Source organism: Pseudomonas sp. MWU13-3659 (assembly GCF_023757525.1).
Classification (GTDB): Bacteria; Pseudomonadota; Gammaproteobacteria; order Pseudomonadales; family Pseudomonadaceae; genus Aquipseudomonas; species Aquipseudomonas entomophila_E.
The window spans coordinates 106,644-133,426 of record NZ_JAMSHW010000012.1; the positions used below are offsets into that span (position 1 = coordinate 106,644).

The window sequence follows — 26,783 nt, forward strand, 5'->3', positions numbered from 1 at the left end:
ATGGCACTCACCCTGAGCAAGAATCAGAGCATCTCGCTGGAAAAGACCGCCGGAACTGGCCTGACCACTGTCAGCCTGGGCCTGGGCTGGGATCCAGTGAAAGCCACCGGTGGCTTCTTCAGCAAGCTGCTGTCCGGTGGCAGCAACGACTCGATCGACCTGGATGCCTCGTGCATCGTGCTCGATGGCGATTTCCAGCCCGTCGACGTGGTCTGGTTCCGCCAATTGACGTCGCGGGACGGCTCGATCAAGCACTCCGGCGACAACCTCACCGGTGAAGGTGATGGTGATGACGAAACCATCTATGTCGACCTGCAGCGCCTGCCGGCTGACGTGAAGCACCTGGTGTTCACCGTCAACAGCTTCCGTGGGCAGACCTTCGACCAGGTCGAGAATGCCTACTGCCGCATCGTCAACGAATCGGGCAAGCGTGAGCTGGCGCGTTTCAACCTGGCGGAAAAAGGCAGCCATACCGGCGTGGTCATGGCGAGCCTGAGCCGCGGCGGCAACGGTTGGGAGTTCAAGGCGATCGGCCGTTCCATGAACGGTCGCACGGCCGAGGACCTGGTAAACCTGGCCATCGACGCGGTGCGCTCATGACGACCTTGGCTCCGGGCGGCAATGCGCCGGTAGCCTCTGGCCAACTGCGTGTCGATATCAGCTACTCACCGATCGCGGGCGCGGACATCGATATTTCCGCATTCGCGCTCACGCCATCCGGCAAGGTGCGTGGCGATGGCGACATGTGTTTCTACGGCCAGACCAGCATCCTCGGTGGCGCGGTCCAGCTGGTTTCGTCCGCCAGTGGCCGGGTCGAGTTCACGCTCGACCTGGGGCGGGTCGACCCTGCGGTGGAAAAGGTCGCGCTTACCGCGACCATCTACGAGAACAAGGCAGCGTTCGACCGTGTCAGCACCCTGGCATTGACCGTGTCCGGTGGCATCGAGGCTCAGATCCCGACCCGTGGCATGAGCGAAACGGCGTTGATCCTGGGCGAGTTCTACCTGCGCCAGGGCGCCTGGAAGTTCCGTTGTGTCGGGCAGGGCTTTGCCGGTGGCCTGGAGCCGTTGGCCCGGCACTTCGGGGTCGACATTGCGGCGCCAAGCCCGGCGCCGACACCGGCCCCGGCCCCGGCCCCGGCTGTCGCGCCACCGCCAGCGCCCAAGCCTGCGATCAGCCTGAGCAAGGTCACCCTCGACAAGACCCGTTCGAGCATCAGCCTGGAAAAGACCGCTGCCGGGTTCGGCGAGATCAAGGTCAACCTGAACTGGAACCAGGGCCAGAGTGGCGGTGGCCTGCTCGGTGGCCTGCTGGGCAAACGCAATGCGATCGACCTGGACCTGGGTTGCCTGTTCGAAATGCAGGATGGCTACAAGGGCGCGATCCAGGCGCTCGGCAGGCGCTTTGGCGACCTGCGCGAAGAACCTTACATCCAGCTGATGGGCGACGACCGCACTGGCGCGGTGACGGGCGGTGAATGGCTGCACATCAACGGCCAGTTCTGGAGCGAAGTCAAACGCATCCTGATCTTCGCGTTCATCTACGACGGTGCGCCCAACTGGCGAGCCACCGACGGCGTGGTGACCATTTTCGTGCCAGGCCAGCCCGAGATCGAAGTGCGCATGAACGAGGAAGGCGGCCGCCACGGCATGTGCGCGATCGCCTTGCTGGAAAACGTCAACGGTGCCGTGAGGGTTTCGCGCCGTGTCGATTTCCACCCGGGCCACCAGGACATGGACCGCGCCTACGGCTGGGGCATGAACTGGAAGGCCGGCTCCAAATAACCATCGGATCAAGGCGGGCCGCGTGGCCCGCAACGAGGGAAGCAGCATGCTCGAATGGCTGAAAACCAATGCGGCCAAGGCCCGGGAAACACTGACGACGGAAGTCGCCAAGTACAAGAACCGGACCTTCATGGAGGCGATCGCCAACGGTTGCGCGCTGATGTCGGCGGCGGACGGCGAGATCAAGTCCGAAGAAAAAATGAAGATGACCGGCTTCATCAACAACTCCGCGGAGTTGAAGGTGTTCAACCTGACCGATGTGATCAAGGTGTTCAGCGACGCCTGCGCGAAGTTCGAATTCGACTTCCAGATCGGCCAGGCCGAAGCCTTGAAGGCCATCAGCAAGGTCAAGGGCAAGGACGGCGAAGCGCGCCTGCTGGTCCGCGTGGTGTGCGCTGTCGGGGCTTCCGATGGCGACTTTGATAGCAAGGAAAAGGCCGTCGGGCGCCTGATCTGCCTGGAGCTGGGCCTCAACCCGGCTGATTTCGAACTTTAAGGACTTCGACTGTGGAAACGACAATTGGCTTCCCACCGCTGACCATGGCGGTATTTGTCGGCATCGCGCTGGGCGCGCTGCTGCTGGACATGGTCACTCACCGCGATGACAAGCCCATCACCCTCGCCGGGGCGTCGATCTGGTCGCTGTTCTGGGTGGCGATTTCGCTGGCGTTTGCCGCATTCCTCTACGTTCAGCACGGGCCGCAGGTGGCCAGCCTGTTCGTCACCGGCTATGCCCTGGAAAAAGTGCTGTCGGTCGACAACCTGTTCGTGTTCATGGCCATCTTCGCCTGGTTCAAGGTGCCGGACGGCCTGCGCCACCGCATTCTCTACTGGGGCATCATCGGTGCCATCGTGTTCCGTGGCGTGTTCGTCGCCATCGGTACCGGCCTGTTGGCGTTCGGCCCGTGGGTCGAGATCGTCTTCGCGCTGATCGTGGCGTGGACGGCGGTGATGATGCTCAGAAGCGGCGGTGACGATGAAGAAGAGGAAGACTATTCCCAGCACATCGCCTATCGCTTCGCCAAGAAGCTGTTCCCGGTCTGGCCCAAGCTGTATGGCCACAACTTCTTCGTCAGCCGCAAGAAGCTCGAAGCCGAAGTGCAAAAGCCCGAGAACAAAGGCATGAGCCTGGCGGCCAAGGGCGGCCTGTTCGCCACGCCGCTGTTCCTGTGCCTGGTGGTGGTCGAGGTGTCCGATGTGCTGTTCGCCTTCGACTCGGTCCCGGCGGTCATCGCGGTCAGCCGTGAACCGCTGATCGTGTACTCGGCGATGCTCTTCGCGATTCTTGGCCTGCGTACCCTGTACTTCGTGCTCGAAGCCCTCAAGCGCTACCTGGTGCACCTCGAGAAGGCAGTCATCGTGCTGCTGTTCTTCATTGCCGCCAAGCTTGGCCTCAATGCCACCGACCACCTGTTCCACCACGGTATCAGCATCGACCCGAACACCAGCCTGATCATCGTGCTGGCGGTTCTCGCCATCGGCATCCTGGCCAGTGTGCTCTTCCCGGAAAAGGAAGAGACCCCGGCCGCAAACGCTTAACTCAGTAGCAATCACAAGGAGTTGTTCTCATGGCACTGACTCTTCAAAAGGGCGGCAACCTGTCCCTGTCGAAAACCGACCCAAGCCTGACCAAGATCCTGGTCGGCCTGGGCTGGGACCCACGCGCCACCGACGGTACCGAGTTCGACCTGGACGCCAGCGCCTTCCTGCTGAACGCCAGCGGCAAGGTCCGCAGCGAAGCCGACTTCATCTTCTACAACCAGCTGCGCAGCCAGGACGGTTCGGTGGAGCACACCGGCGACAACCGTACCGGTGCCGGCGACGGTGACGACGAAGTGGTCAAGGTCGACCTCAGCCGCGTGCCTGCGGACGTCGACAAGATCGCCTTCACCGTGACCATCCATGACGCCGATGCGCGCCGCCAGAACTTCGGCCAGGTCGGCAACTCGTTCATCCGCATCGTCAACGAAGTGACCGGTGTCGAGATCGTGCGTTACGACCTGGCCGAGGATGCCTCGACCGAGACCGCGATGATCTTCGCCGAACTCTATCGCAACAACGGCGAGTGGAAGTTCCGTGCCGTCGGCCAAGGCTACACCGGTGGCCTGCGTGCCCTGGCCAATGGCTACGGCATGAACTTCTGATCGCCCATCCACCATCGAGCAAGGAATACACACCATGGCTGTAAGTCTGTCCAAAGGCGGTAACGTCTCCCTGTCCAAGGAAGCTCCAGGTCTGAGCGAAGTCATCGTTGGCCTGGGCTGGGACCCACGCGTGACCGACGGCACCGAGTTTGACCTCGATGCTTCGGTGTTCGTTACCGGTGAGAACGGCAAGGTGCTGAGCGACGCCGGCTTCATCTTCTACAACAACAAGAAGTCCGCCGATGGCTCCATCGAGCACCTGGGCGACAACCGTTCGGGCCAAGGCGAAGGCGATGACGAGCAAGTTGTCGTCAAGCTCACTGCCCTGCCTGGCGATGTGAAGAAGCTGGTGTTCGCCGTGACCATTCACGACGCCGAAGGCCGCAAGCAGTCGTTCGGCCAGGTATCGAACGCCTACATCCGCGTGCTGAACAAGGCTGACGGCAAGGAAATCGCCCGTTACGACCTGTCCGAAGATGCCTCCACCGAAACCGCGATGATCTTCGGTGAGCTGTATCGCCACAACGACGAGTTCAAGTTCAAGGCCATTGGCCAAGGCTTTGCCGGTGGCCTCAAGCCGCTGGCCGAAGCCCATGGCGTGAACATCGGCTGATTCATCTTCGGGTGAAGAAAAGCCCCGGCCTGGCCGGGGCTTTTTTGCATCGACAGTCAGGGAAAGGATTCAGCCACGGGCCGGATCGACCAGGTATCAACAGGAAGCGAAGGGCATGATCAGCAAGAGCATCAAATGGGGTTTGGCTTTGGGTGGGGTGCTGGCGCTGGCCGGCTGCGATGCCATGACCGACTACAAACTCTCCATGGCCAGGCAGGCATTGCGGGAGGAATGCTTCGGCAACTTCACCAACAGCTGCGTGAGCAAGACCATCGACTTCAACATCCAGGTGCTGGAGGCTGTTCCGCTTGCCGGCGCGAAGGACAAGGAAGGGCTGATCGCCCTGTTCGGCGACAAAGGCTGGGCGCTCTACCTGGAGGCCGAGGAGGAGGTCAAGGACGAGGTGATCAAGGTATTGGAGAAGAAACGCCCTGGCATCTTCTCGCGCTGGGTGCTTGGCGATGCCCAACCGTTCGATGGCAAAGGTGTCATCGAATTCGCACCAAGCGACCTGCAAGAGATCCAGGCCCAGGTCGAGCGTGTCTACATCAAAAAGGTCAAGGCCGCCGGCCTGCAACCGGACAAGGCCGCCGCCGCCAAATACGGCGAGACGCAGGGCCAGGCCCCGGCCCCAGCCGCACCTGAACCTGCGGCCGCACCCGTGGTGGCCGCCGCGCCGGTACTCACGCCCCCTGCTAGCGCCAATCGCGCGTACGTCACCCTCGACGCCGCCATGCAAGCCCTGATCGCGCAGGAAATTGCCAGCGACGGCGGCAGCGAATACCCGGAAGGTCGCCAGCAGGTTCAGCTCGACCTGAACGGCGATGGCGTGGAGGACGCGGTGGTGCTCTACACCATCGAAGGGCAGGGCGGCGGCAACAGCGCCTACCAGACGCTAGCCGCCTACTATCACGGCAGCGATGGCTGGCAGTTGCAGCAGACCTTGGTCGTCGGTGGTGCCACGCAGCTGCAGCGTGCCGGCCCCGAGACGATCACCGTGAAGGTGCTGTCCCATGCCGATGACGACCCACGCTGCTGCCCGAGCCTGGAGACCGACGTGAAGTACCGCTGGACCGGCACGACCTTCGCCGAACTGCCGGCGCCGCGCCAGAACGCCGGCTGACAAGCAGGGCTCAGGCGACGATACCTTTGCCTGCGGCGTCCTTCAGCCAGGCGGGGAACTCCGCCATCAACTGGTCGTAGAGTTGCTCCTCGCTGACCTGGTGGAGATCGTCCAGGGCGAAGAACCCGCAGTTGTCGACGACTCGGCCCGGCATGTCATCGAGCTTTTCAAGGATGCCGTAGCCCCTGCCACCGAGGCCCACGAACTGCCAGAAGAGCGGCAGCTTCGCCGCCTCGGTCATCAGCCGGGTGATCTTGCGGTTTTCCGAGACACCGCCGTCGGAGATGAACAGCACGAACACCGGGGAACGGTCGCCCGAGGCGAGGTAGTGTTCGATGACCTGCTCCATCACCCTCGGTTCGTCGTTGAGGCGGCGGCCGACATCCCAGTCGCGCCAGCCGTCATGGTCGGTGTCGATGAACGCTTTGTGGTTGGCGAGGGTGATGCACGACAGCTTCTGCGGTTTGGCGGCAAAGGCCCAGCAGTCGATGGCGCCGTCGTCGTCGAAATGCACGGCCAGCGGCAGCAGGCGATTGACCACTTCCTGTACACGGCCTCGGGAGTATTGGCCGTTCATCGAGCCCGACGCATCGAGGACCAGCGCGACCCGTGCTTTCACCTGGTCCAGCTTGGCCTTTTCCAGGCTGACCTGGGCTTTCTTCGCCAGGCTGACCAGGTGTGGGGCACTGGCCGCCACTTTCTTCTCCAGCGACAGGGTCGTCACCTGGACCGGTGCCGGTGCCGGTGCCGGCTCGTCGGCGACTTCAGCGCCGAAATGCCTGACCAGCGCGGCCAGCCCCTCGTTGAACCCCTGAAGGTTGGACATCAGGCGCCATTGGCCATCCTTGCGATAGATGTCCGCCACCATGATGGCCTTTTCGTTAGCGAACGTCGCCCCGGAGAACGGGCAGGTGGCCACGGCGCGTCCGCCGGCATCCTTGATCGTGAAGGTGCTGGCCTGCAGGTCGCGCATGGCGCCATGGCCATCAATGGCCGCAGTGAACACCAGGCGCTCGATGCTGGCAGGCAGGCGGGCGAGGTCGAGGGCGAATTCCCCAGGCATGGCCTGGCGTACGCTGGCGCAGGGGCTGGCGGGTTGGTTGAAGAACACCATGTAGCGATCGTCCGACAGCTTGCCCTGGGCATCGAGGCCGAAGCAGGCGCAGTCCACCGTGTGTGGCGAGGCGATATTGAGGGAAAACGACAGGGCCTGGCCCTGGATGAGGTTGGACAATGGCAGGCGTTGTCCTTGGTTGATCTGCATGAAGCACTTCCTTGAGATACCGCGTCCTGTTGCGCGCGGTGTGAGCCTGACCTATCGAGGCGCCGCTGGGAAGCCCTGCGGTACGCCGATACCCGTTCGTCGGCGCGCGGCGAGCCGATGAATGCGCACTTCGCGCGGGCTGTGCGGTTTTCTTGCTAGCATGCGGGCACTACTCGCAGGAGCGCCGCGCATGTCCCTCAAAGCCCGTGTTTTCATCGCTACCAGCCTGGATGGCTACATCGCCCGTGAAGACGGCGCCCTCGACTGGTTGATGGGGGCGACCCAGTCCACCGATGACCATGGCTATGCGGGGTTCATGGCGGGGGTCGATACGCTGGTGATGGGGCGTGGCACCTTCGACAAGGTCATGACCTTTGGCCAGTGGCCCTATCCTGATGTGCGCGTCGTGGTGGTCAGCAGCACCCTGCCTGCGTTGCCTCAACACTCACCCGAGCGGGTCGAGTTGCATCCCGGGCCGATCCCCGCCTTGCTCGAGCACTTGGAAACCACGGGCGCGAAGAGCCTGTACCTGGATGGCGGCAAGCTGATCCAGGGGTTCTTGCGCGAGGGGTTGGTGGATGAACTGACCATCACCCGCATTCCCGTGCTGCTGGGGCAGGGGATTCCGTTGTTCGGCGGGTTGGCGAAGGATGTGCTGTTGCAGCACATGAGGACGACCAGCTACGAGAGTGGGTTCGTGCAGAGCACGTATCGCGTGGTGCGTTGAATCGCTGGGGCCGCTATGCGGCCCTTTCGCGGCACAAGGCCGCTCCTACAGACGATCGCGTCCCCTGTAGGAGCGGCCTTGCGCCGCGAAAGGGCTGCGCAGCAGCCCCAGGATCTCAAAGCCTCAGTGCAACTTGAGCCGCGGCTCGGTCCCGCGCCCAATCTTGCTGCCCAGCATCATCATCGCCGTGCGGAAGAACCCATACAGCGCCATCTGGTGCATCCGGTACAGTGACACATAGAACATCCGCGCCAGCCAGCCCTCCAGCTTCACGCTGCCCATCAGGTTACCCATCAGGTTGCCCACCGCCGAGAACCGCGACAGCGACACCAGCGAGCCGTAGTCCTTGTACTCGTAGGTTGGCAGCGCCTTGTTCTCCAGGCGCGCCTTCAGGCTCTTGGCCAGCAGCGAAGCCTGCTGGTGCGCGGCCTGGGCCCGTGGCGGCACGTTGCGGTCGCTGCCCGGTTGCGGGCAGGCGGCGCAGTCGCCGAAGGCGAAGATATTGTCGTCGCGGGTGGTCTGCAGGGTCGGGCGCACCACCAACTGGTTGATGCGGTTGGTTTCCAGGCCGTCGATGTCCTTGAGGAAGCCCGGCGCGCGAATGCCCGCCGCCCACACTTTCAGGCTGGCCTGGATCACTTCGCCGGCCGCCGTCTTCAGGCCATCCTCGGTCACTTCGCTGACCGCGGCGTTGGTCATCACCGTCACCCCGAGTTTTTCCAGGGTCTTGTGCACCGGCACGCTGATGCGCTCCGGCAGCGCCGGCAGTACCCGTGGGCCGGCCTCGATAAGGGTGATGTGCATGTCCTTCGGCTGGATCTTGTCCAGGCCATAGGCCGCCAGCTCGTGGGCAGCGTTGTGCAGCTCGGCCGCCAGCTCGACACCCGTGGCGCCGGCGCCGACGATGGCCACGCTGATCTTCTCGCTGGCCACATCGCCCGCGTGGGCGCGCAGGTAGTGGTTGAGCAGCTGCTGGTGGAAGCGCTCGGCCTGCTTGCGGCTGTCGAGGAACAGGCAGTGCTGCGCCGCGCCCAGGGTGCCGAAGTCGTTGGTGTTGCTGCCCACGGCGATCACCAGGCTGTCGTAGCCGATGGTGCGCGCAGGCAACAGCTCGCGGCCCTCGTCGTCGAGGGTCGCGGCTAGCTGGATCAGTTTGCTTTCACGGTCCAGGCCGCTCATGCGCCCCATCTGGAAGTTGAAGTGGTTCCACTTGGCCTGGGCCACGTAGTTCAGTTCGTCTTCCGAGGAGTTCAGCGAGCCGGCCGCCACTTCGTGCAGCAGTGGCTTCCAGATGTGCGTCAGGTTGGCATCAACCAGGGTGATCTCGGCCTGTTTGCGCTTGCCCAGGGTTTTACCCAGGCGGGTCGCCAGTTCCAGGCCGCCGGCGCCGCCGCCGACAATCACGATGCGATGAGTCATGGGGATATCTCACAAGTTTTACGGAATTCGTGGGCACAAGGCCCGGCCGCGCCTGGCAGGAGGGGAGGGCGAGCGCAAGGCAGCTCATAGCACCAGTCCACTCAGCAGGCGGCTCAACAGGCCCAGACCGATGGTCACGGCCACCACCAGCAACAGGAGCAGCAACGGCCGGAAAGGCCTGCGCTCGACACGATGCTGCGGGGCACTCAGGTACTCATCGACGCGACGCTGATCTTCAGGGTTCAGGCGGCTGGTCATGGTGGGCCTCGTCAGATAGACGTTTGTGGATGCGCAAACGCTACAGCGCTCACGCAAACGCATGAATCGAATGATAATGCTTTCTATCCCTGGCGCCGAGTGTACGTGATCGCAAAGACACCCGGCACTGGATCAAAGACTGATCCCGACGTCGAACACGATGCTGCGCCCCAGGTTGCCGCGCAGGAAATCCGGTGCGTCCGGGTGGGCGAACAACACCCGGGCGAAGGTCGGCCCTACCAGCGACAGCGACCGCCAACCCTGGCGCAGGTATTCGGTGGGCGGCGGGAAATGGCTGTTGAGGTCGAGCACCTCGCGCTTGAGGCTGGCGAAGGCGATGATGTCCAGCTCGCCCAGGTCGAGCCCGCGTTCGCGGTAGTTGTGCGATTTCTTGCGCAGCGTCGGTGCCAGGCGCGCCAGCAGCTCCTGGGCGCTGATCCTTCGGGGCCGCTGCTCGCGGCGCACCAGCTGGGCCAGGGAAAACGCGCTGCGCCGCCGTTGCAGCTCCTCGCGCCATTCATCGTTGAGCCGCCGGCCCTCGTCGAGCACGAAGAACACCTCGAACGCCGCGTCGCGGAACAGCACGTCCGGCGGCTCCTGCCCGGCCGGGGTGAAGTCCTCGCTGCGGTAGGGAATGTTCAGCCCTTGCAGCAGGCGCTGGCAGACCCAACGCTCGCGTTCCCATTTGCGGGCATTGGACAGGAACGCATTGGCTTGTTCGGCCTGGATGGTAAGCAGGCGCAGGTAGTCTGAGTCATCCATGGGGACAAGCTTAGTCGCTAATTGATGACGGTAAGATGCTGTTTGTGCGTGGGAATCAGCCCAGCACCAGCCATTGCTGCACGACCCCGAACAGGTGCAGCAGCCCGCCACCCACACAAATCGCCGAACTGACCGCGATAAAACGCCGGCTGTGCCCGGTGCCGGCCAGCAGCAGCGGCCCCAGCAGGCCACGGGCCAGGTACACCAGGGTGATCAGGCAGATGATCGGCATCAGCAACGGCAAGGGCGCGATCATGCCGGCCGCCGACAGCGCGTAGGCGGCCCAGACCAGCAGTACCGATGCGATCACCAGGGTGACCAGGGCAGGGTAGGCGCGCCCTTGTTCGGCGGCCCGGGCCATGCGCTCGCCTGCGCCAAACAGACGGTACCAGCGCGGGCCCACGGCGATGACCAGCAGGTGCAGTACCCCCGCGGTGGCGCTGAACAGCGCGCCCAGCAGCAAGGGCAGGTTGATGCCTTCGGTCATCGGGGATGCGTCCTGCAGCGAAAGGAGGTGCCAGCCTATAGCAACCGGACGAAAGGGAGAATGGGTGTAGACTCAGGCTTGTCCACATGGCCGACAGGGATAGTGTTCAGGTGATCAGCGCACAGGTCTTGTCCAGCACCAGCCTCACCCTTGGCTGGCTCGGTTACGTGCCCCTGCTGGTCTGGGCTGCCAGCCGCACGCGCTGGGTGGAGCTGTTCACCGACTCCCGCCGCCAGCACCTGCTGTTTGGCACGGTGTTCTGTCTGTTCGTGCTGTGGCTGGTGCGGCGCGATTTCGATACCGGCGTGTCGTACCACTTCATCGGCATGACTGCCGTGACCCTGCTGCTGGACTGGCCGCTGGCAGTGCTCGGTGGCTTCCTGGCCCAGCTCGGCCTGTTGCTGCTGGGCCGCCAGGACCTCGCCGCCATTGGCGTCAACGGCCTGCTGATCGTCGGCTTGCCGGTGCTGGTCACCGAGGTGTGCGCGATCCTGGTCGAGCGTGCCCAGCCGCGTAACCTGTTCGTGTATATCTTCTGTTCCGGGTTCTTCCCCGCCGCGCTGACCGTGCTGGTGTGCCTGGCGGCTGGGCTGGGGTTGCTGTGGATGGACGAGCGTTTCGCCATGCCCGAGTGGCTCAGCGACTTCGTTGGTTATCTATGGCTGATGATGTTCCCCGAGGCGTTCATCAACGGCACGGTGATCAGTGCCCTGGTGGTGTTTTGCCCGGAGTGGCTGGAAACGTTCAACCGCACTCGTTATTTGCAGGCGCCGTGGAAGGATGAAGAACGGTGATGCTTTCTGGGGCTGCTTTGCAGCCCTTTCGCGGCACAAGGCCGCTCCTACAGGCGATCGCATTCCCCTGTAGGAGCGGCCTTGTGCCGCGAAAGGGCCGCAAAGCGGCCCCAACAACGTCGAACCAATCAGCGCTCCGAAAGCACCTGCCTCAATGCCGCGGCTCCAGATCCCCCGAATACAACTCATCCTCGGACTCTTCCGCCCCCGCAATCTTATGCTCCTCGGCCGCCCAGGCCCCCAGGTCGATCAACTTGCACCGATCCGAGCAAAACGGCCGGAACGGGCTCTTCTCCCCCCATTCCACGGGCGCCCCACAGGTCGGGCAATCAACGGTCATCGGCTGGCTCATGGCTGGCCTCCTCGCAAAGTCAGGTAAAAGTGGTGCAGGCGGTCGATCTCGTCGTGCAGCGATTGCAGGTCACGATCGTTGACCACCACGTCATCGGCATGGCGCAGGCGCTCTTCCCGGGCCAGCTGGGCCTTGAGAATCGCCTGCACCTGCTCGGGGCTGGTGTTGTCCCGCTGCAGGGTGCGCTGCACCTGCAACTCGGTCGGCGCATCGATCACCAATATGCGCTGGGTCTTGCTGAACTGCCCCGACTCGATCAACAGCGGCGACACATACACCGCATAGGGCGTCTCGGCCTTGGCCAGGTAGCTGAAGATCTCCTGGCCGATCAACGGGTGCAGCAGTTGCTCCAGCCATTGCCGTTGCGCAGGATCCGCGAAGATCTGCTGGCGCAAAGCGCCACGGTCGAGCTGGCCATCCTCCAGCAGCACGCCAGGGCCGAAGCGCTCGACGATGCGGGCCAGGGCAGGGCGCCCCGGCTCGACAACCCAGCGCGCGGCCTGGTCGGCATCGACCAGGTGCACGCCCAGCTCGACGAAACGCTCGGCGGCGGCGCTCTTGCCGCTGCCGATGCCGCCGGTCAGGCCGAGAATCCAGGGGGTGAAAGGCGCTGTGCTCATCAGGTTCCAAGCAGTTGCAGGTAAGAAGCGACTATTTCATCACCCCAGAGCACGGCGATCCACCCCGCAGTGGCCAGATAAGGCCCGAAAGGCAGCGCAGCGCCCATTTGTGTGCGCTTCAAACGCACCAGCGTCAGCCCGACCAGCGCCCCTACCAGGGAGGCCAGCATCAAAGTCAGCGGCAAGATCTGCCAACCGCCCCAGGCCCCGAGCATGGCCAGCAGCTTGAAGTCGCCAAAGCCCATGCCCTCCTTGCCGGTCACCAGCTTGAACACCCAGTACACCGCCCACAGGCTCAGGTAACCCGCCACCGCGCCCCACACCGCGTCGGCCAGCGGCACCAGCAGCCCGAAGGCATTGACCACCAGCCCCAGCCACAACAGCGGCAGCACCAGCACATCCGGCAGCAACTGGTGCTCGGCATCGATCAGGCTCAAGCCGATCAGCCCCCAGGTCAGCAGCATCACCACCAGCGCTTCCACCCCCGGCCCGAAATGCCAGGCCACCAGCAGCGACAGCAGGGCGGTGGCCATCTCCACCAGTGGATAACGCGCACTGATCCGCGCCTTGCACCCCGAGCAACGCCCGCGCAAGGCCAGGTAACTCAACACCGGAATGTTTTCCCACGCCCGGATCGGGCGCTGGCAGTGAGGGCAACGCGACGCCGGCAGGCACAGGTCGAAGCGCTCGTGCTCGGCCTGCGGCAGCCCCAGCACCTCCTGCGCCTCGCGCTGCCACTGGCGCTCGAGCATCAGCGGCAACCGGTACGCCAGCACATTGAGAAAACTGCCCACCAGCAACCCCAGCACCGCGGCCAGGGCGTAAAAGAACGGCGGATGATCGACGATTACGGCCCAGGCATTCATGTTCAGATCAGGCTACCCAACTGGAAGATCGGCAAGTACATCGCCACGACAAGGCCCCCCACCAGCAGCCCGAGGATCAGCACGATGGCCGGCTCCAGCAGCGTGGTCAACTGCTCCAGCGCCTGGCTCACCTGCTCTTCGTAATGTAGCGCGGCCTTGTCCAGCATGGTGTCGAGGGTGCCGCTGGCCTCGCCGACCGCCACCAGCTGGCGCAGCAGCGGCGGGAACAGCCCGTCCGCCTCCATCGCCTGTTGCAGGCTTGCCCCATTGGCCACGCCCTGGCGCAACGCCAGGATCGCCCGCTCATGCAGGCAGTTGCCACTGACCGGCGCCACCGTTGCCAGCGCATCCAGCAACGCCACGCCAGCTGTATAAGAGGTCGCCAGGCTGCGCGCAAACCGCGCCAACGCCGCCTGCCCGAGCAAGGTGCCAACCACCGGCACCCGCAGCCCCCAGCGCACTATCCACAGCCGTGCCGGCAGATGCCGCCGATACACCTCCCGCCCGCCAACCCCCAACACAGTTATCAACAGCACCAGCCACCCCACGTGATTGCCCAGCCCTGTGGATAAATCGATTACCCACTGCGTAAACGCCGGCAGCGCCTTGTCGAAACTGGCGAACAGCCCCTGGAACCGCGGCACCACCTCCAGCAACAACAACGCCGCCACCCCGAGCCCAGTCAGCAGCAACAGCGCCGGATACAGCATCGCCTTGCGCACCTTCTGCCGCAGCGCCTGGCGCTTCTCCAGCATCCCCGCCATCTGCTCCAGTTGCCGGTCCAGCGTGCCCGACTGCTCACCCACCCGCACCAGGTTGCAGTACAGCGCATCGAACCACGCCGGATGCCGCTGCAATGCCTCCGCCAGCCCAAGCCCCGCCGCCACATCTTGCTTCAACCGCGCCAGCAACGCCGCCATGCCGCTGTCCACCGTGCTGCGCGCCATCACCTCGAACGCCTGCAACAACGGCACCCCCGCCGTCAGCAAGGTCGCCAGTTGCCGGCTGAACCCCGGCGCATCCGCCTTGCCCGCCCGCTGCGGCCACCGCCACTGCAACCCACCCGCCAACCTCACCCGCGTGGCCCGGATACCCTGGCGTTGCAGCCAGGCCTGCACGAACGCCGGGCTGCGCCCCGGTTGCTGGCCGTGTTGACGAGCGCCGGAGGCATCGATGCCCTCCCAGGCGTAGAGGCGGGTAGACGGTGGCATGCGAAGGTCCTTTGCAGTGCGGCGACAAGCCCCGTAACAGCTTGCCGGGCCCGAGGGCGGGCGCGTTTCCATGACGCTCACTAGAGTAGTTCAGCGAAGATGACGCCCTGCCGTGCAGGGGTGACAAAAGGTGTCGGTTCAGGCCTACTGCGCGCCTGCCGGCCGGGGCGCAACCCAAGATGAAATGCGCCGACCGCGCCTCCATGTATTACGAAGGAAGACCGTTCATGAAAGGGCAACGAGGTATCACCCTGATCGAACTGATGATCGTCGTCGCGATCATCGGCATCCTGGCGACCATCGCCATCCCCATGTACACCAACCACCAGGCCCGGGCCAAAGCCGCGGCGGCGCTGCTGGAAATCTCCGCGCTGAAAACGCCGATGGACATCCGCCTGAACGAAGGCAAGGACGTGCCCGACGTCGCCAGCCTCGGCGGCCAGCCCGCCACCGCCCATTGCGCGATCACCGCCAGCGGCACGGCGGCCGACGGCACTGCCAGCATCGCCTGCACCCTGGCCGATGCACCGGCCAATGTGCTGGGCAAGACCGTGACCCTGGCCCGCACCCAGGCCGGGTGGAGCTGCGTGACCACGGTGGAGGAAGACCTCGCGCCGAATGGCTGCAAGGCGCCGTGAAAGTGAGGTGAAACAGGGGTTTGCGTAACGAGCACGGCAGTGGTACGTTGCGCAACACGCCGGTGTAGCTCAGTCGGTAGAGCAGCGCACTCGTAACGCGAAGGTCGCAGGTTCGATTCCTGTCTCCGGCACCAGAGACCAGTTTCCAGAAGTCTATGACTGTCTACGAAACGCCCCGCAAAGCCCGCCTAGTGCGGGCTTTGTTGTTTCTATCCGTCTCGTTTTGTCTCTGGGCATCTACACGATTTAGGGATATGGTTAGGGATATCTCGGTTCGACAAGGAAGCGTATCCCTATGGCGCGCACAGTGGTGCCTCTCACCGATCCCAAATGTGATGCGGCCAAGCCTCGGGAGAGGGATTACAAGCTGTTTGATGGCAAAGGCCTCTACCTGCTGGTGAAGCCGTCAGGGGTCAAGACCTGGCGTATGAAGTACACCAAACCTGATGGCCGTGATGGTTTAGCTACGTTCGGCAACTATCCGGCGCTCGGCTTGAAAGCGGCCAGGGAGCGACGCGCTCAGGCGCTTGAGCTTCTTGCTACTGGGAAAGACCCTATCGAGCAGGCGCGCTTGGACAAACAGGAAGCGGCGAACGCCCGGGCGAATACATTCCGTCTACTGGCTCAGGAATGGCATGCGGCCTGCGCTCGTAAATGGACACCTGGTCATGCCTCCACCGTTTGGCGACGTATTGAGTCCCACCTGTTGCCCACTCTCGGTGATCGTCCGGTCGCGGAGCTGAAAACACGGGATTTACTTGTTCCGCTGAAAGCGGCAGAAAAGCGGGATACCCTGGATACGGCTGCACGCCTACGCCAGTACATGACGGGCATACTCCGCATGGCGGTTCAGCATGGCCACCTGGATTTCAACCCTGCGATCGATCTGCAAGGTGCCACGGCTACCCGCAAAACAGCGCACCGGCCTGCTTTGCCATTCGAGCGCTTACCTGAGCTTCTCCAGCGGATAGATGCTGATAGCGGGCGCGGCCTGACCAAGCTCGCAGTGCAGCTGACCATGTTGGTGTTCATCCGCTCCAGCGAGCTCCGCTTCGCTCGCTGGGGAGAGATAGACATGGGGAGGCTGATGTGGGAAATCCCTGGCGAAAGGGTGGCTATTGAGGGTGTGAAGAACTCCCATCGAGGTTCCAAGATGAGCACGCCACACTTGGTGCCGCTCAGCCGACAGGCTGTAGAGGTGCTGGAGAAAGTTCGTAACCTCACTGGTCGTTTCGATCTGGTGTTTGCGGGAGACCACAATCACTGGAAGCCCATGAGCGAGAACACCGTGAACAAAGCGCTACGGCGAATGGGGTATGACACCAAAGCAGAGGTATGCGGCCATGGTTTTCGGACAATGGCCTGTTCTGCACTGGTTGAGTCTGGACTTTGGAGTAAAGACGCGGTCGAGCGGCAAATGAGCCACCAAGAGAGAAACACGGTGCGTGCCGCCTACATCCATAAGGCTGAGCACTTACAAGAGCGGAGACTTATGGTGCAGTGGTGGGCCGACTATCTGGATGCTAATCGCAGGGATGCAATTACTCCCTATGATTTTGCCCATGGGAGGTCCCTCCATCCATGAAGCAGACTGAGATGATGGTGGAGGGCATGACGATGCTTGTCCCATCAAAAGCCGGTGTACCAGGTGTAACCCGTGTAACGGATCAGGCCAAGACGCTGAAATCATTGGGGATTAGGCACGTAACACCGACCAAAATATTTTCGTACACTCGGTGTAACCTCGCCATCCCGTGTAACGCGAAAAGCCCCTCGCCCACCTGCCGGTTTATGTGCATGCTCTCTCAGGTCAAAGCAAATCGCGGGCCCGGCGCAAACTGCCGGGGCGTGGGGGAATGTTGATGCAGCCTGACTCGTTGTCCATTGATGGGCTGGCCATCCACCCGACCCGGACTGAATCCAGCACGATAAGGGAGCATCTGAAGAACCTTCCAGTTTTCAGCGATTACGCTTCAGAGGTAGATGCCGTACTGAACATCATGGATCACTGTCGCCAGTGGCTCCCGGAGGAAGTCGGCGCAGAGCTGAGCAACGCTGCTTTGCAATACAATGATGCTATCTATCAGGTGATTTCTCACTATGGGGCTAGGCAGCTTGTGGCTCAGTTCCGCAGCTACACCGGCCTAGAAACAGCGGCAGACGTACAAGTTATTGCTGCTTTCGCACTGGCAAATGCTGTCCATGCCTTATGCGGCCTGGCCGAGCACCTGATTGCTCAAGGTCAAGAAATACCTGCCCTTGAGTACTACCAGATGCACCTTTGCTGCATTGAGGACTACGTGCCTGGTGCTAGTGCTTGGCTAGATCCTGAAGCAAGCGCAGCATTCTGCGAGATAGGTGACTTGGCCAGCGCAGCGTCGAGGCATGCAGACAGAAAAATCGACGGTGTGTTGAGTGGTATTGCTCGCCGTACGGAGCTCGCCAGCCGTGATCGGGCTATAGAGGGAAAGGCTCTGGAGCTCGTCCGTGCAGGTACAGCTAGGCACAATCTGAACAGCAAGCTGCGTGCCTGGCAGGAGCGCGAAACAGGGGCGTCGCTATCGAAAGTTCAGATGGGTGAAGTCCTCAAACGCATTCCCTGGCTCATGTAAACCAATCCAGTTCACCACCAAAAAAGTAAAGTGAACGTTCGCGACTAAGTAGCTTGTCCATAGTCTGGGCCCTGTAAAACCAATACAGGGATACAGCTATGACACTCCAACCCGCATTGCTGAGCGGCTCGGCAATCGACCAGTCGTCCAGGCTCATTCGCATGAAAGAAGTTGTAGAGCTCGTGGGGCTTGCACGCCCAACGATCTACAAGCTGATGAGTCAACCTGAAAGCACCTTCCCTCAGCCTGTGAAACTCACTGACAGCACCGCCCGCGGCGCTCCCGTGGCTTGGGTTCTTTCTGAAGTTCAGGCCTGGACCCGCGCTCGTATCGCTGCGCGTGACAAGGTGGCCGCATGACGCCAATTTTCCTCCCTCACGCAGCGCTCGATGCAATCGACGAACTGGGCCAAAAGGCTCCAACACATGGGCGGTTAGCGCGCTTGCAAAAACTGCGGGACGAAGCGCTGGCCAAAGGGGCGCACGTTCTGCTGCTGATTTGGCCGACTCTCGATTGGGGGCTACTGGCTATCGAGACGCCTGGCGACGTGACGATTCGAGATGCGGCGCAGTTGGTTCCCAACGTGCTCGCCAATCCCGATGCACTAGGGCAGATGTACGAGAAGGCGCGGCATGGCTGCAATCTCACCTGGCTCAAGCTTGAGCGCCGCCCGGGCGCTGCTCACTAACGAGAACGCCCCCGGCTGCAACCGAGGGCGTCTGAGGATATTCACTTTGCCCGCCTACTCTATGCCATGGCCCAGAGCCATGCAACCCGCCCGCACCTATCAGCTTGCGCCTAGTCGGTTCACACGTTACTCTTCGCAGGTCGCTGCAAATTCAGCGGCCGGGTTTGGCGACCCGACGAAATCAAGGCGCACAAGCGCCCCTATCACGAATGCTGGCGCTTTTTTTGTGCCCGCATTCCTGTGTTATGGCGGCTGTGCGTGGGAGACCTTCGGGTCTGCCGGGTTCCTTGATTCCCGGTTCGCCAACCTGCGCACAGCTGCCACCCTAAATCGTTTGGCGACGATTAGTGGCAGCTCCTCAAATCAAGGAGCTCCGCCCATGCACGCCCTCAATCCGTCTGCCCTCCAGAACCACATTGCTGCCCTGAAGGCCCGTGCCATTGCGGCACTGCACGCCGACTCGTCCCTCTCCGTCCGCTTGGCGCGTTACAACGCTGCTATGGCCCGTGCTCGCGCCCTGGAAGCAAACGGGGGTGCCCAATGACCAATCCAACACAGCACTTTTCTCAGCCAGAAGACCTGCTATGTATCACAGCAAATGCGCCGGTAGGCGTCCCGATTGATGCGCTCACCTGCGCCATTGAGCGAGCCCAAGCAGTGCTGTGCTTGGTAGAGGATCAGTTTGAGAGTGAGAACGGGCAACGCCTGGCTAATAGTGTGATTCTCGGCGCCCTGTGGGATGTGCTCGGAACGCTGGAACAGATTCGTACCCTGGTCGTGCATGCCGATGACTCGACCTCCTATGTCGCGGAAGGGGGCCGGAAATGAACGGGCACTTTCAGGTCAATACCGTAGGTGGGGTCACCTTCTCTAAGCACAACTCGTTGAATCAACCGCTCTTCAAGGTGTGCCCGGGTGTTTCCGGTGAGGAAGCATTGGAGCAGGCATCGGTGCTCATGAACTGCGTAAACAAACTGACCCAGCTGGCTGGCGTGAGCGAAGACAACAATGCACTGGTGTGGGCGGCACATTATCTGGGCGAGCAGGCAAAGGCACTTGTCGATGATGTAAACACTGGGATTCAGATTGCCGAGGGGGCCCAGCATGAGTAGGACCACCCCCAACTCCCAGCATCCGACCTTTGCCCAGGTCAAAGCGGCCTCCCTGGCGGCGATTCATCGCGTGTTAGCCCACTGGCTTCCCAATGGCAAGCGTGTAGACGGCGGCAAGGAGTACACCGCCCCCAACCCAACCCGAGCTGACAAGCATTCAGGATCGCTCAAGGTGAACCTGGCCAAAGCTACCTGGTGCGACTTCGCCACCGGTGACAAAGGCGGCGATTTGATCGACCTGGTGCGCTACCTTGATCGCGGCACCGATGTGGAAGCTTGCAACAAGCTGGCGGCTTTCCTCGGTGTCGAGGCAACGAATAGCACCAATGTCACACCACCCACTGGCCATGCCAAAAATCCAGAGTGGGTGCCCGTGTTGCCCATTCCTGAGCAGGCAATGCAGAAGGTGCTGCAAGTGCACCGGCAGCACGGTAAACCTTCCAAGGTTTGGATTTACCGTGACGCCAACGGTCAGCCACTTATGGTGCTGTACCGCTTTGACCTCGGGCCGGATGAGAGCGGCACGGCGCGCAAAGTCTTCGCGCCTCTCACCTGGTGTAAACACTCTGCTAACGGTTCGCTTGCCTGGCGCTGGCAGGGCTTGTCGGAGCCACGCCCGCTCCTGCGCCTTGATGACCTGGCTAAACGTCCTTCGGCACCAGTCGTATTGTGCGAGGGTGAAAAGGCCGCCGATGCCGCTGCCGAGCTGTTGCCCGAGCATGTTGCCACCTGCTGGCCTAACGGGACGAACTCTTGGCAGAAGGCTGATTTCGCGGCGCTAGTCGGGCGTGAAGTATTGCTGTGGCCAGATAACGATGCTCCAGGCTTGAAGTGCATGGATGCCTTGGCCGATCACCTTCGGAAGCTTGGAGCTGCCTCGGTTCAGACGGTAGCTTTGACTGTATTCAGGCAACTCCCTGGTATGGACGGTGAGCGCCCCATTTTCGCGCCAGGCGGTGAGTGGCGCGAAGGTGACGATGCGGCGGATGCCCAATCCAAAGGCTGGACAGCCCAACACTTGTCGGAGTTGCAACGCACCGGGGAGCTGTTTGCCCTCGCACCTGCCGCCACGCCCAATCCCACCAAGCAGAGCAAAGCCACTGGCCAGGCCAAGCCCCAATTCGAGAAGAAAACCGCCCCGGCCCCGAGCGGCTTTCGTGTCACAAAGGATGGGGTGTTCTATGCCGGTGAGGATGGCGAAGCACGACCGGTCTGTTCGCGGCTAGAGATCTTGGCTCGCACCCGTGACGAAAAAGGCCACGGATGGGGCCTACTGGTGGAGTTCGATGATCCAGATGGTGCCAACAAGCGCCTCAACATTCCGGCCAGGGCGATGGCGGGTGACTTTGGCAAGGAGGTGCTCGCGCCACTGGTCGATATGGGGCTGCGCCTGGCGCCCGTACGTACTGCTCGCAATTCGCGCAACGACCTGCAGAGTTACCTGCAAGGCTATGACGGCTCCGAGCGCGCTCGCTTGGTCACTCGTCTGGGCTGGCATGGGAATGCTTACCTGGTGCCGGATCGGCAGATCGGTGCCAGCACTGAATACCTGCACTTCTACGAAGCCGGCGCCCAGCTCCCGCCCATTACCCAAGTTGGAACACTAGAGCAGTGGCAACAGCAAATCGGCACGTTGTGCGTGGGGAACAACCGCCTGACATTCGTCGTGTGCGTAGCTTTTGCTGGTGCGGTGCTGCATTTGCTTGGACATGAATCAGGCGGTTTCCACCTCTATGGCGATAGCTCGGGCGGGAAGACCACCCATTTACAGGTGGCCGCTTCGGTTTGGGGAGGGCCACGCCTTGTGCGTTCCTGGCGTTCTACAGATAACGCGCTAGAGAGTATCGCGGCGGCACACTCCGACGGCCTTTTGGTGCTTGATGAAATCGGGATGTGCGATCCGAGGATCATCGGGGAAACGGTCTACATGCTTGGCAACGGCACAGGCAAAGCCCGGGCAAACGACCGTGGGATGAGCGGCCGCCAGATACAAGAATGGCGATTGCTGTTCCTTTCCACGGGAGAAAAGACTCTTGCGCAGCACATGGCCGAAGCAAACAAGGATTTGAAAGCAGGTATGGAAGTACGGCTATTAGCCGTGCCGGCTGATGCCGGAAAAGGTCTGGGGTTGTTCGAGGAGCTGCATGGTTTTGAAGATGCGGCTGCGCTTTCGGATGCTCTGAAAGCCCGTGTGGCCAAGTCCTACGGATCACCTGCCTTAGCATTCCTGTCGGCCCTGTGCGACCCGGTCAAACTGCGCGCCTACGTAGCTATGGTCCGCAGCACCGTGGAGCGTTTCACCGCAGAGGCGCTACCAATCAGTGCGAGCGGACAGGCTCAGCGTGCTGCTACTCGCTTCGGATTGGCAGCGGCGGCTGGAGAGCTGGCCACCGCCCTGGGCGTTACTGGATGGCCGGATGGATTGGCTCTCGACTCCGCTCGCGTATGCCTGGGGGCCTGGTTGGCTGAGCGAGGCGGCGCCGGGAACATGGAAGGTGATGCAGTTCTTGCTCGCCTTCGCCAAGTGATCGAGAGGTTCGGAGAAAGCCGCTTTACGCGATGGGAATCTGCTGCTGCCAAGCTCGATGAACATGGTCCACGCACCCTTGATCGACTTGGCTTTCGCAAGTCTATGGAGCATGGCATGGGTGACACGGCGCACACGACGACGACCTATTACGTACTCCCGGAAGCTTGGCGCTCTGAGATCTTCCGCGGCATGAACCTCAATGCAGTGAACAAAGAGCTTTTGCGGCGTCGAGTACTGGAGCCTGGCAAGGATGGCAAGGCCTCCGTATCCGTGCGCCTGCCCGGCCTTGGACTGCAGCGCTGCTACGTTGTCGTGACGATCCCTGAACCGGCTGAGAACGAAGCGCAGGCCGCTTGAACCACCACCTCTAATCCATGAGGTAGCGATGGCAGCGAGCGGTCTTGCCAGCCCCGGTCACAACACAATCCCATTTTTAGGTATCGATTATGAATGAACTCAAAAAACAGCGAGATGAACTGATTGCTGAACGTGATGCGCTTGAGGCCAGTATTCCAGGTCAACTCTCAGCTTGGCGAGACATGCCGAATGCTTGGCGCAACGGCAATTGTGTAGGTAGCCCTGAAGCTACCGCAGCCGCGGAAAAGATTTCCGCTGATGAGTGTCGCGTTCGTAGCATTTCTGCGGAGCTGGAGAAGCTCGACAACGAGATAGAGTATCGTGAGCGCCTCGAAAATGCCGAGGAAAGCAAGACACAAGCCCGCCAGATCATGTCTGATTCAACTAGCGCGATCTCAATCTTGGAGGGGAAGCGCAGGCTCCTCTTTGGACGCCTCCAAGCAATTCAGAAAGATATGGAGTTGGCGCTTGAAGCGGCTCGACAGGCCGAGCTGGACGCAGCAAACCTGTATGCACGAAGTATCGCTTCTGGTGACAGCAAAGGTGAAAAGGCGGCTAACACCGAGATGCAGAAAGCAAGTAACCAGCTCGTTGAGGCGGATGAACACGCAAGGCGGCAAGAACTACTGACGACTGCTTTGCAGGCAGAGATTGACTCGCTCGACGCACAGATCGCACATGCTCAGAAACAAGGGCAGGAGGCGCAGAGTGCAGCTTTGGCTGCTACCGAGATAGCTCTCGGTGATGAGTGGAATCACTTGGCTGAGCAGCTCGCGGTCGTGGGGGCTCGGATCCTGGCCGCCAATCGTCATCGCGGTGGTGCTGCCATGGCGTTATCAAGGTTATCGATTCCTGGTTTCGGTCCTTCAGCTAGAGAGCTCCAGCGAGATGATGTGCTAGACCGCTCTAAAGGCGTCACCCTAGCAGACCTGCTGGAAGCGTAACCCCGACACAGCCCGCAGATGCGGGCTGTTTTATGGTTGAGGTGCTCCTACGTGTTATCTAATCAAAATGCGGAAACTGCAGGCGCGATCCAGTACTACCTTACTCATCCCCCTAAAAAACAAGTGCTTGTAGACAGAGTCCTCAGTTGGTCGACGCAGCTTCCCGACCATCAGAGCCAAGCAGACCTCGTTCTGCGCCTCGTGTGCAGAGTTAGGTACAACTTGTTCCATGGGGGGAAATTCAACGGCCACTGGTTTGAGCCACAGAGGAGCGAGGAGTTACTTTATCGAGGGCTGCTGATCCTAAGAGCGGTGGTCTCAGGCCACTCCAAGGTTCGCGAAGCCTATGCGAATAGGGCTGACTGATCGGCTCTGATGACCGTCCACTCTCGGCCGTTCGCTGCCCTCCACAAAGGGCAGCTATGGGTCGATTGCGGTCAGTCGCGACCACCTGCCTCCAACCACTAGCAGCCCGTGGTGAAGGGGTTCTAATCTTAGAGGCTGGCTCCTACGTAGCCTTGAGGCTTTTTTCGGACATGCAAAAGGCTACACTTCAAGGTTACAAAGGGAGAAACGTATGAAAAGAACCTTCTCAGGGATGATTGAGGCCGGCGAGCCGCTGATGCAGGAGGCGCTTGTCGCGCTTCGCAACTACCACGAGGCCGAAGCTTCTGGCGAAACTCCCGAACAGGTGGAGCGGCTGCGTGTTATTGCCGAGTCAGCGTTTCAAGTCGTAACCGACTATCAGCTCTATGCGCTAGGACATCAACCACTTATTCGTCACTAGCGGGCTTTGTGAGCTGTATCGAAAATACCCGAATGCGCTTCAGTTACTTGGAAGAGCGGCTGCTTAGCTGCCTTCGACCCAAAGCGGTCCTTTGTGCAGGGCAGAAGTCGGCCAGAAGCGGACCATAGCAACCGGCCCAATTGAGCCAAAACCGGAGCGATCTGCTTGGTCTAAATTTTGAGTTCCACACCATCAAAATATCCTCGGTATGACTATGGCAGAAGAAACTGCGAAGATGAATCAAACTCTCCTTTGTTCTGAATGTTTCACGGATGAAGGACTGCGGATAGATGCATTCAAACTCGGCATTGAGGAGCATGTGGAATGTCCGAACTGCCACAGCCAAGAAGGCCGAAAGCTGACGAAGGAGCTTATTGAAGCTCTTGCATGGCGTTTTTTTGTGGGTGGTACTACCGTCCGTTGTGACTACGGTGCAGCGCCTGTTATTCAGTGCAACGAGCATCACTTTGGGAGGAGCGATATATCGCCCTCGATCTGGCTCAAAGATGACATCAGGCTTCTTGAGGAGGCTGCTCAGCTTGGCTTCTTCCACTACGGTCCACGCCTCTGGATGGTTGGCGAAGTCGAGCCACTTAAGGATCTTCAAGACGAATTGAAGCGGTCGAAAATCATCAAGCGCGTATTGAAGGAATACCCAGAGAAGACACTTGAAATGGGGCAGAAATTTTATCGCCTACGAATCTGCCCACAACGTCCAGCTGATCCGGCAGAGTATGACAGCCCACCTATTGCACTCGCTGGAAAGGGGCGACTCGACTCGCCAGGCTTTCCCATCATGTACGGATCGCAGGACATCGACGTTTGCATTCATGAATGTCGAGCATCGACAGATGACGACATCTACGTTGCTACCCTAGAGCCCAAGCGGAATTTAAGGCTTTTGGATCTTACTCATCTACTCGAAGAAGATGTGACGGAGTTCGAAAGCTTGGATATGGCTATCCATATGCTCTTTCTGGCACGTTCTCACTCCTATGAGATTTCCAGAGCAATTGCATTGGCGGCCAAAGAAGCGGGCTTCGACGGCATAATTTACCCGTCGTTCTTTAGTTTGATTCGCACTGGCGGCCATCCTTTTGAAACCGCATATGGTTTGTCACTAAGGCGCTGTCATCCTGATCGGGTAAAATACGCAGAGGCATACACAATCAAAAATTTTGCCTTGTTTGGACGTCCGCTTGAGAACGAACTGGTAAGCATCCAATGCATTAATCGTTTGGTACTCACTCAGGTCGGATATAGAGGACACTTCGGCCCCGTGCAGTATTGACCGAAATGTTAGATGTTATCAGATCAACGGCGGCTCCTGCCCTTCCTTGAAGGGCAGCTTTGGGTCGAAAGCTGACCGTCGTGGACGAGCTCTATCGACTCATAGCGGTCAGTGGTTGTAGACCTTTTTGGTCAAATCACTTTTACCGCGCGACCAATGAACTTCACCGGCCCCGTCGGCAGCCCGGTAGGCGAACCGCCGGATTTCTCCAATGTCAGTTCGAACAACTGGTTGGCCTCTAGCGGTGGCAGGCTCTGTAACGGAACACGATAGGGCTCTCCGGGCTTCACCAGGCCCAGCGAAACCGGTGCTTGCCACTGTTCGCCCTTGGTCCAGAACTGAAGGGCCATGCCTTCGGGGACCGCATCCTGGCCAAGCGGGATCAGCTCGATCATGCGGCTGTCGCTGGCCTGCACCACCCAGCCGGCGGTCTGGTTGCTCGGCGCCACCAATACCACCACGAATCGAGTGGTGGGCGGGGGCGCAGTAAGCAAGGTAAACGCCAGGACCGCGCTTGCAGCCAGCCCCGCAGCACTCAGCCCTTGCCACAGGCCGAGGCGTCGCCACCATTTGACTCGCTGTTGTACGGCGGGCGCAGCCAGCTCATTCAGACTGCGCTGGATACGGCCCCACAGGCGGGCGCTCGGTGGCTGCGGTGCAGCCAGCGCGGTCAGCTCCAGCAAACGTGCCTCCCAGGCATCCACGGCGGCTCGCAAAGCCGGATCGCTGCCCAGGCGATCGGTCACTGTGGCGTGTTGCTGTGGCGACAGGGTTCCCAGCACGAACTCGCCGGCGAGTTCGTCTAGTTCCTCGGCAGTATCCGGCTTCATTCCAGGCACTCCCGCAATGCTTTGAGGCTGCGCTTGATCCAGGCTTTGACGGTGCCCAATGGCGCCCCCAGCAACCCGGCGATTTCGGCGTGGCTGCAGCCGTCCACATAGGCGTGCAGGATGCAACGCTGCGGGGCAGGCTGCAGTTTTTCGAGGCAACGGTAGATCTTCGCCGACCCTGACCAGAGGTCAATGTCATCGAGTCCCCCGTGCAGTGTCGGAGTAGTATCCATATCGGCTTCGTCCAGCACGGTTTCACGGCGGGTATCACGGATCGAATTCAGTGCCAGGTGGCGGGTGATGCTGTAGATCCAGCCGCGCGCCGAGCCACGTGTCGGGTCGAAACTGGCGGCGCGGGTCCAGATACGGATGAATGCATCGTGGACGATGTCTTCTGCGCTGGCGTCGTCACGCGCGATGCGCCGGGCAACGCCCAGCAGACGCGTGCCTTCGTGGTCGTAAAGCGCCTGCAGGGCGCGCCGGTCGCCCTGTGCGCAGGCCAGCAGGCAGCGGTGGAAGTCGAAGGGGGCGACAGGCGAGTTCAACGTGTGCAGCTTCCTTGTGTCATGC

31 protein-coding genes and 1 tRNA gene are annotated in these 26,783 nt (G+C 61.2%); 21 read left to right on the forward strand and 11 right to left on the reverse strand.

Features of this window, described 5'->3' with window-relative positions; all coding sequences use genetic code 11:
- From NGM28_RS16635 to NGM28_RS16665, 7 genes are all read left to right on the forward strand, one after another.
- Entirely contained in the window at nt 1-600 is a 600-nt protein-coding gene (locus NGM28_RS16635) for a TerD family protein (protein WP_240064581.1), read from the forward strand.
- On the forward strand, nt 597-1,784 hold the full coding sequence (locus tag NGM28_RS16640) for a TerD family protein (RefSeq protein ID WP_252090798.1): 1,188 nt from the start codon (nt 597-599) through the stop codon (nt 1,782-1,784). The genes NGM28_RS16635 and NGM28_RS16640 overlap by 4 nt, the downstream gene beginning before the upstream one ends.
- 46 nt (nt 1,785-1,830) lie before the next feature.
- Nucleotides 1,831-2,280 carry a tellurite resistance TerB family protein gene (locus tag NGM28_RS16645; RefSeq protein WP_110991754.1) on the forward strand — a complete coding sequence of 150 codons (450 nt, stop codon included), beginning with the start codon at nt 1,831-1,833 and terminating at the stop codon, nt 2,278-2,280.
- An 11-nt stretch (nt 2,281-2,291) separates the two neighbouring features.
- On the forward strand, nt 2,292-3,323 hold the full coding sequence (locus NGM28_RS16650; RefSeq protein ID WP_430624199.1) for a TerC/Alx family metal homeostasis membrane protein: 1,032 nt from the start codon (nt 2,292-2,294) through the stop codon (nt 3,321-3,323).
- A 29-nt stretch (nt 3,324-3,352) separates the two neighbouring features.
- Entirely contained in the window at nt 3,353-3,928 is a 576-nt protein-coding gene (locus NGM28_RS16655) for a TerD family protein (protein ID WP_110991753.1), read from the forward strand.
- Between the two features lie 34 nt (nt 3,929-3,962).
- Nucleotides 3,963-4,541: a TerD family protein gene (locus NGM28_RS16660; protein WP_240064579.1), complete on the forward strand. Its 579-nt coding sequence runs from the start codon at nt 3,963-3,965 to the stop codon at nt 4,539-4,541.
- Between the two features lie 115 nt (nt 4,542-4,656).
- Complete coding sequence (locus tag NGM28_RS16665; protein ID WP_252090799.1) at nt 4,657-5,664, forward strand: LppP/LprE family lipoprotein; 1,008 nt, start codon at nt 4,657-4,659, stop codon at nt 5,662-5,664.
- 10 nt (nt 5,665-5,674) lie between these two features.
- On the opposite strand, the gene NGM28_RS16670 is transcribed toward NGM28_RS16665, so the two are convergent.
- Nucleotides 5,675-6,928 (reverse strand): VWA domain-containing protein, encoded by a 1,254-nt coding sequence (locus NGM28_RS16670; protein ID WP_252090800.1) that lies wholly within the window; start codon nt 6,926-6,928, stop codon nt 5,675-5,677.
- A gap of 190 nt (nt 6,929-7,118) precedes the next feature.
- Here NGM28_RS16670 and NGM28_RS16675 point away from each other — a divergent pair, with 190 nt between their 5' ends.
- Nucleotides 7,119-7,655, forward strand: coding sequence for a dihydrofolate reductase family protein (locus tag NGM28_RS16675; RefSeq protein WP_213658339.1), 537 nt, complete (start codon nt 7,119-7,121; stop codon nt 7,653-7,655).
- Nucleotides 7,656-7,778: 123 nt separating this feature from the next.
- Here NGM28_RS16675 and NGM28_RS16680 read toward each other — a convergent pair whose 3' ends face one another.
- The 4 genes from NGM28_RS16680 to NGM28_RS16695 all read right to left on the reverse strand — a co-directional run bounded on the left by NGM28_RS16680 (nt 7,779) and on the right by NGM28_RS16695 (nt 10,581).
- Entirely contained in the window at nt 7,779-9,074 is a 1,296-nt protein-coding gene (locus tag NGM28_RS16680; protein ID WP_050703671.1) for an NAD(P)/FAD-dependent oxidoreductase, read from the reverse strand.
- An 84-nt stretch (nt 9,075-9,158) separates the two neighbouring features.
- The gene (locus NGM28_RS16685; protein WP_110991747.1) at nt 9,159-9,332 is read right to left on the reverse strand and encodes a DUF3094 family protein; all 174 of its coding nucleotides are present in this window, start codon (nt 9,330-9,332) and stop codon (nt 9,159-9,161) included.
- 132 nt (nt 9,333-9,464) lie between these two features.
- Entirely contained in the window at nt 9,465-10,094 is a 630-nt protein-coding gene (locus tag NGM28_RS16690) for a DUF1780 domain-containing protein (RefSeq protein WP_028689889.1), read from the reverse strand.
- 55 nt (nt 10,095-10,149) lie between these two features.
- Nucleotides 10,150-10,581, reverse strand: coding sequence for a hypothetical protein (locus NGM28_RS16695; RefSeq protein WP_252090801.1), 432 nt, complete (start codon nt 10,579-10,581; stop codon nt 10,150-10,152).
- Between the two features lie 86 nt (nt 10,582-10,667).
- Here NGM28_RS16695 and NGM28_RS16700 point away from each other — a divergent pair, with 86 nt between their 5' ends.
- Nucleotides 10,668-11,375: an energy-coupling factor ABC transporter permease gene (locus NGM28_RS16700; RefSeq protein ID WP_252090802.1), complete on the forward strand. Its 708-nt coding sequence runs from the start codon at nt 10,668-10,670 to the stop codon at nt 11,373-11,375.
- A gap of 151 nt (nt 11,376-11,526) precedes the next feature.
- On the opposite strand, the gene yacG is transcribed toward NGM28_RS16700, so the two are convergent.
- The 4 genes from yacG to NGM28_RS16720 are packed head-to-tail and all read right to left on the reverse strand — an operon-like array spanning nt 11,527 to nt 14,424.
- Entirely contained in the window at nt 11,527-11,727 is a 201-nt protein-coding gene (gene yacG / locus NGM28_RS16705; protein WP_011535705.1) for a DNA gyrase inhibitor YacG, read from the reverse strand.
- Entirely contained in the window at nt 11,724-12,347 is a 624-nt protein-coding gene (gene coaE, locus NGM28_RS16710; protein ID WP_011535704.1) for a dephospho-CoA kinase, read from the reverse strand. Before coaE ends, yacG begins: the two co-directional genes overlap by 4 nt.
- The gene (locus NGM28_RS16715; RefSeq protein WP_252090803.1) at nt 12,347-13,213 is read right to left on the reverse strand and encodes a prepilin peptidase; all 867 of its coding nucleotides are present in this window, start codon (nt 13,211-13,213) and stop codon (nt 12,347-12,349) included. The genes coaE and NGM28_RS16715 overlap by 1 nt, the downstream gene beginning before the upstream one ends.
- A gap of 2 nt (nt 13,214-13,215) precedes the next feature.
- On the reverse strand, nt 13,216-14,424 hold the full coding sequence (locus tag NGM28_RS16720) for a type II secretion system F family protein (protein ID WP_252090804.1): 1,209 nt from the start codon (nt 14,422-14,424) through the stop codon (nt 13,216-13,218).
- 227 nt (nt 14,425-14,651) lie between these two features.
- Between NGM28_RS16720 and NGM28_RS16725 the strand changes: the two genes are divergently transcribed.
- The 12 genes from NGM28_RS16725 to NGM28_RS16780 all read left to right on the forward strand — a co-directional run bounded on the left by NGM28_RS16725 (nt 14,652) and on the right by NGM28_RS16780 (nt 25,383).
- Nucleotides 14,652-15,062: a pilin gene (locus NGM28_RS16725; protein WP_062575174.1), complete on the forward strand. Its 411-nt coding sequence runs from the start codon at nt 14,652-14,654 to the stop codon at nt 15,060-15,062.
- Between the two features lie 58 nt (nt 15,063-15,120).
- A tRNA-Thr gene (locus NGM28_RS16730) sits at nt 15,121-15,196 on the forward strand.
- A gap of 161 nt (nt 15,197-15,357) precedes the next feature.
- On the forward strand, nt 15,358-16,647 hold the full coding sequence (locus NGM28_RS16735) for a tyrosine-type recombinase/integrase (RefSeq protein ID WP_252090805.1): 1,290 nt from the start codon (nt 15,358-15,360) through the stop codon (nt 16,645-16,647).
- Nucleotides 16,648-16,924: 277 nt separating this feature from the next.
- Nucleotides 16,925-17,674, forward strand: a complete 750-nt coding sequence (locus NGM28_RS16740; protein ID WP_252090806.1) for a hypothetical protein — start codon at nt 16,925-16,927, stop codon at nt 17,672-17,674.
- A gap of 98 nt (nt 17,675-17,772) precedes the next feature.
- The gene (locus NGM28_RS16745; RefSeq protein ID WP_154211779.1) at nt 17,773-18,033 is read left to right on the forward strand and encodes a helix-turn-helix transcriptional regulator; all 261 of its coding nucleotides are present in this window, start codon (nt 17,773-17,775) and stop codon (nt 18,031-18,033) included.
- Nucleotides 18,030-18,362, forward strand: coding sequence for a hypothetical protein (locus tag NGM28_RS16750; protein WP_252090807.1), 333 nt, complete (start codon nt 18,030-18,032; stop codon nt 18,360-18,362). The genes NGM28_RS16745 and NGM28_RS16750 overlap by 4 nt, the downstream gene beginning before the upstream one ends.
- Nucleotides 18,363-18,902: 540 nt before the next feature.
- Nucleotides 18,903-19,190: a hypothetical protein gene (locus tag NGM28_RS16755; RefSeq protein WP_252090808.1), complete on the forward strand. Its 288-nt coding sequence runs from the start codon at nt 18,903-18,905 to the stop codon at nt 19,188-19,190.
- Nucleotides 19,187-19,474: a DUF3077 domain-containing protein gene (locus NGM28_RS16760; protein ID WP_252090809.1), complete on the forward strand. Its 288-nt coding sequence runs from the start codon at nt 19,187-19,189 to the stop codon at nt 19,472-19,474. The genes NGM28_RS16755 and NGM28_RS16760 overlap by 4 nt, the downstream gene beginning before the upstream one ends.
- On the forward strand, nt 19,467-22,361 hold the full coding sequence (locus NGM28_RS16765; RefSeq protein ID WP_252090810.1) for a DUF927 domain-containing protein: 2,895 nt from the start codon (nt 19,467-19,469) through the stop codon (nt 22,359-22,361). The genes NGM28_RS16760 and NGM28_RS16765 overlap by 8 nt, the downstream gene beginning before the upstream one ends.
- Nucleotides 22,362-22,450: 89 nt before the next feature.
- The gene (locus NGM28_RS16770; protein WP_252090811.1) at nt 22,451-23,305 is read left to right on the forward strand and encodes a coiled-coil domain-containing protein; all 855 of its coding nucleotides are present in this window, start codon (nt 22,451-22,453) and stop codon (nt 23,303-23,305) included.
- Nucleotides 23,306-23,882: 577 nt separating this feature from the next.
- Nucleotides 23,883-24,092, forward strand: a complete 210-nt coding sequence (locus NGM28_RS16775) for a hypothetical protein (protein ID WP_252090812.1) — start codon at nt 23,883-23,885, stop codon at nt 24,090-24,092.
- A gap of 214 nt (nt 24,093-24,306) precedes the next feature.
- Nucleotides 24,307-25,383, forward strand: a complete 1,077-nt coding sequence (locus NGM28_RS16780) for an RES family NAD+ phosphorylase (protein ID WP_252090813.1) — start codon at nt 24,307-24,309, stop codon at nt 25,381-25,383.
- Nucleotides 25,384-25,514: 131 nt separating this feature from the next.
- On the opposite strand, the gene NGM28_RS16785 is transcribed toward NGM28_RS16780, so the two are convergent.
- Entirely contained in the window at nt 25,515-26,213 is a 699-nt protein-coding gene (locus NGM28_RS16785) for an anti-sigma factor (RefSeq protein ID WP_252090814.1), read from the reverse strand.
- Nucleotides 26,210-26,758 (reverse strand): sigma-70 family RNA polymerase sigma factor, encoded by a 549-nt coding sequence (locus NGM28_RS16790; RefSeq protein WP_252090815.1) that lies wholly within the window; start codon nt 26,756-26,758, stop codon nt 26,210-26,212. The genes NGM28_RS16785 and NGM28_RS16790 overlap by 4 nt, the downstream gene beginning before the upstream one ends.
- Between the last annotated feature and the right edge of the window lie 25 nt (nt 26,759-26,783).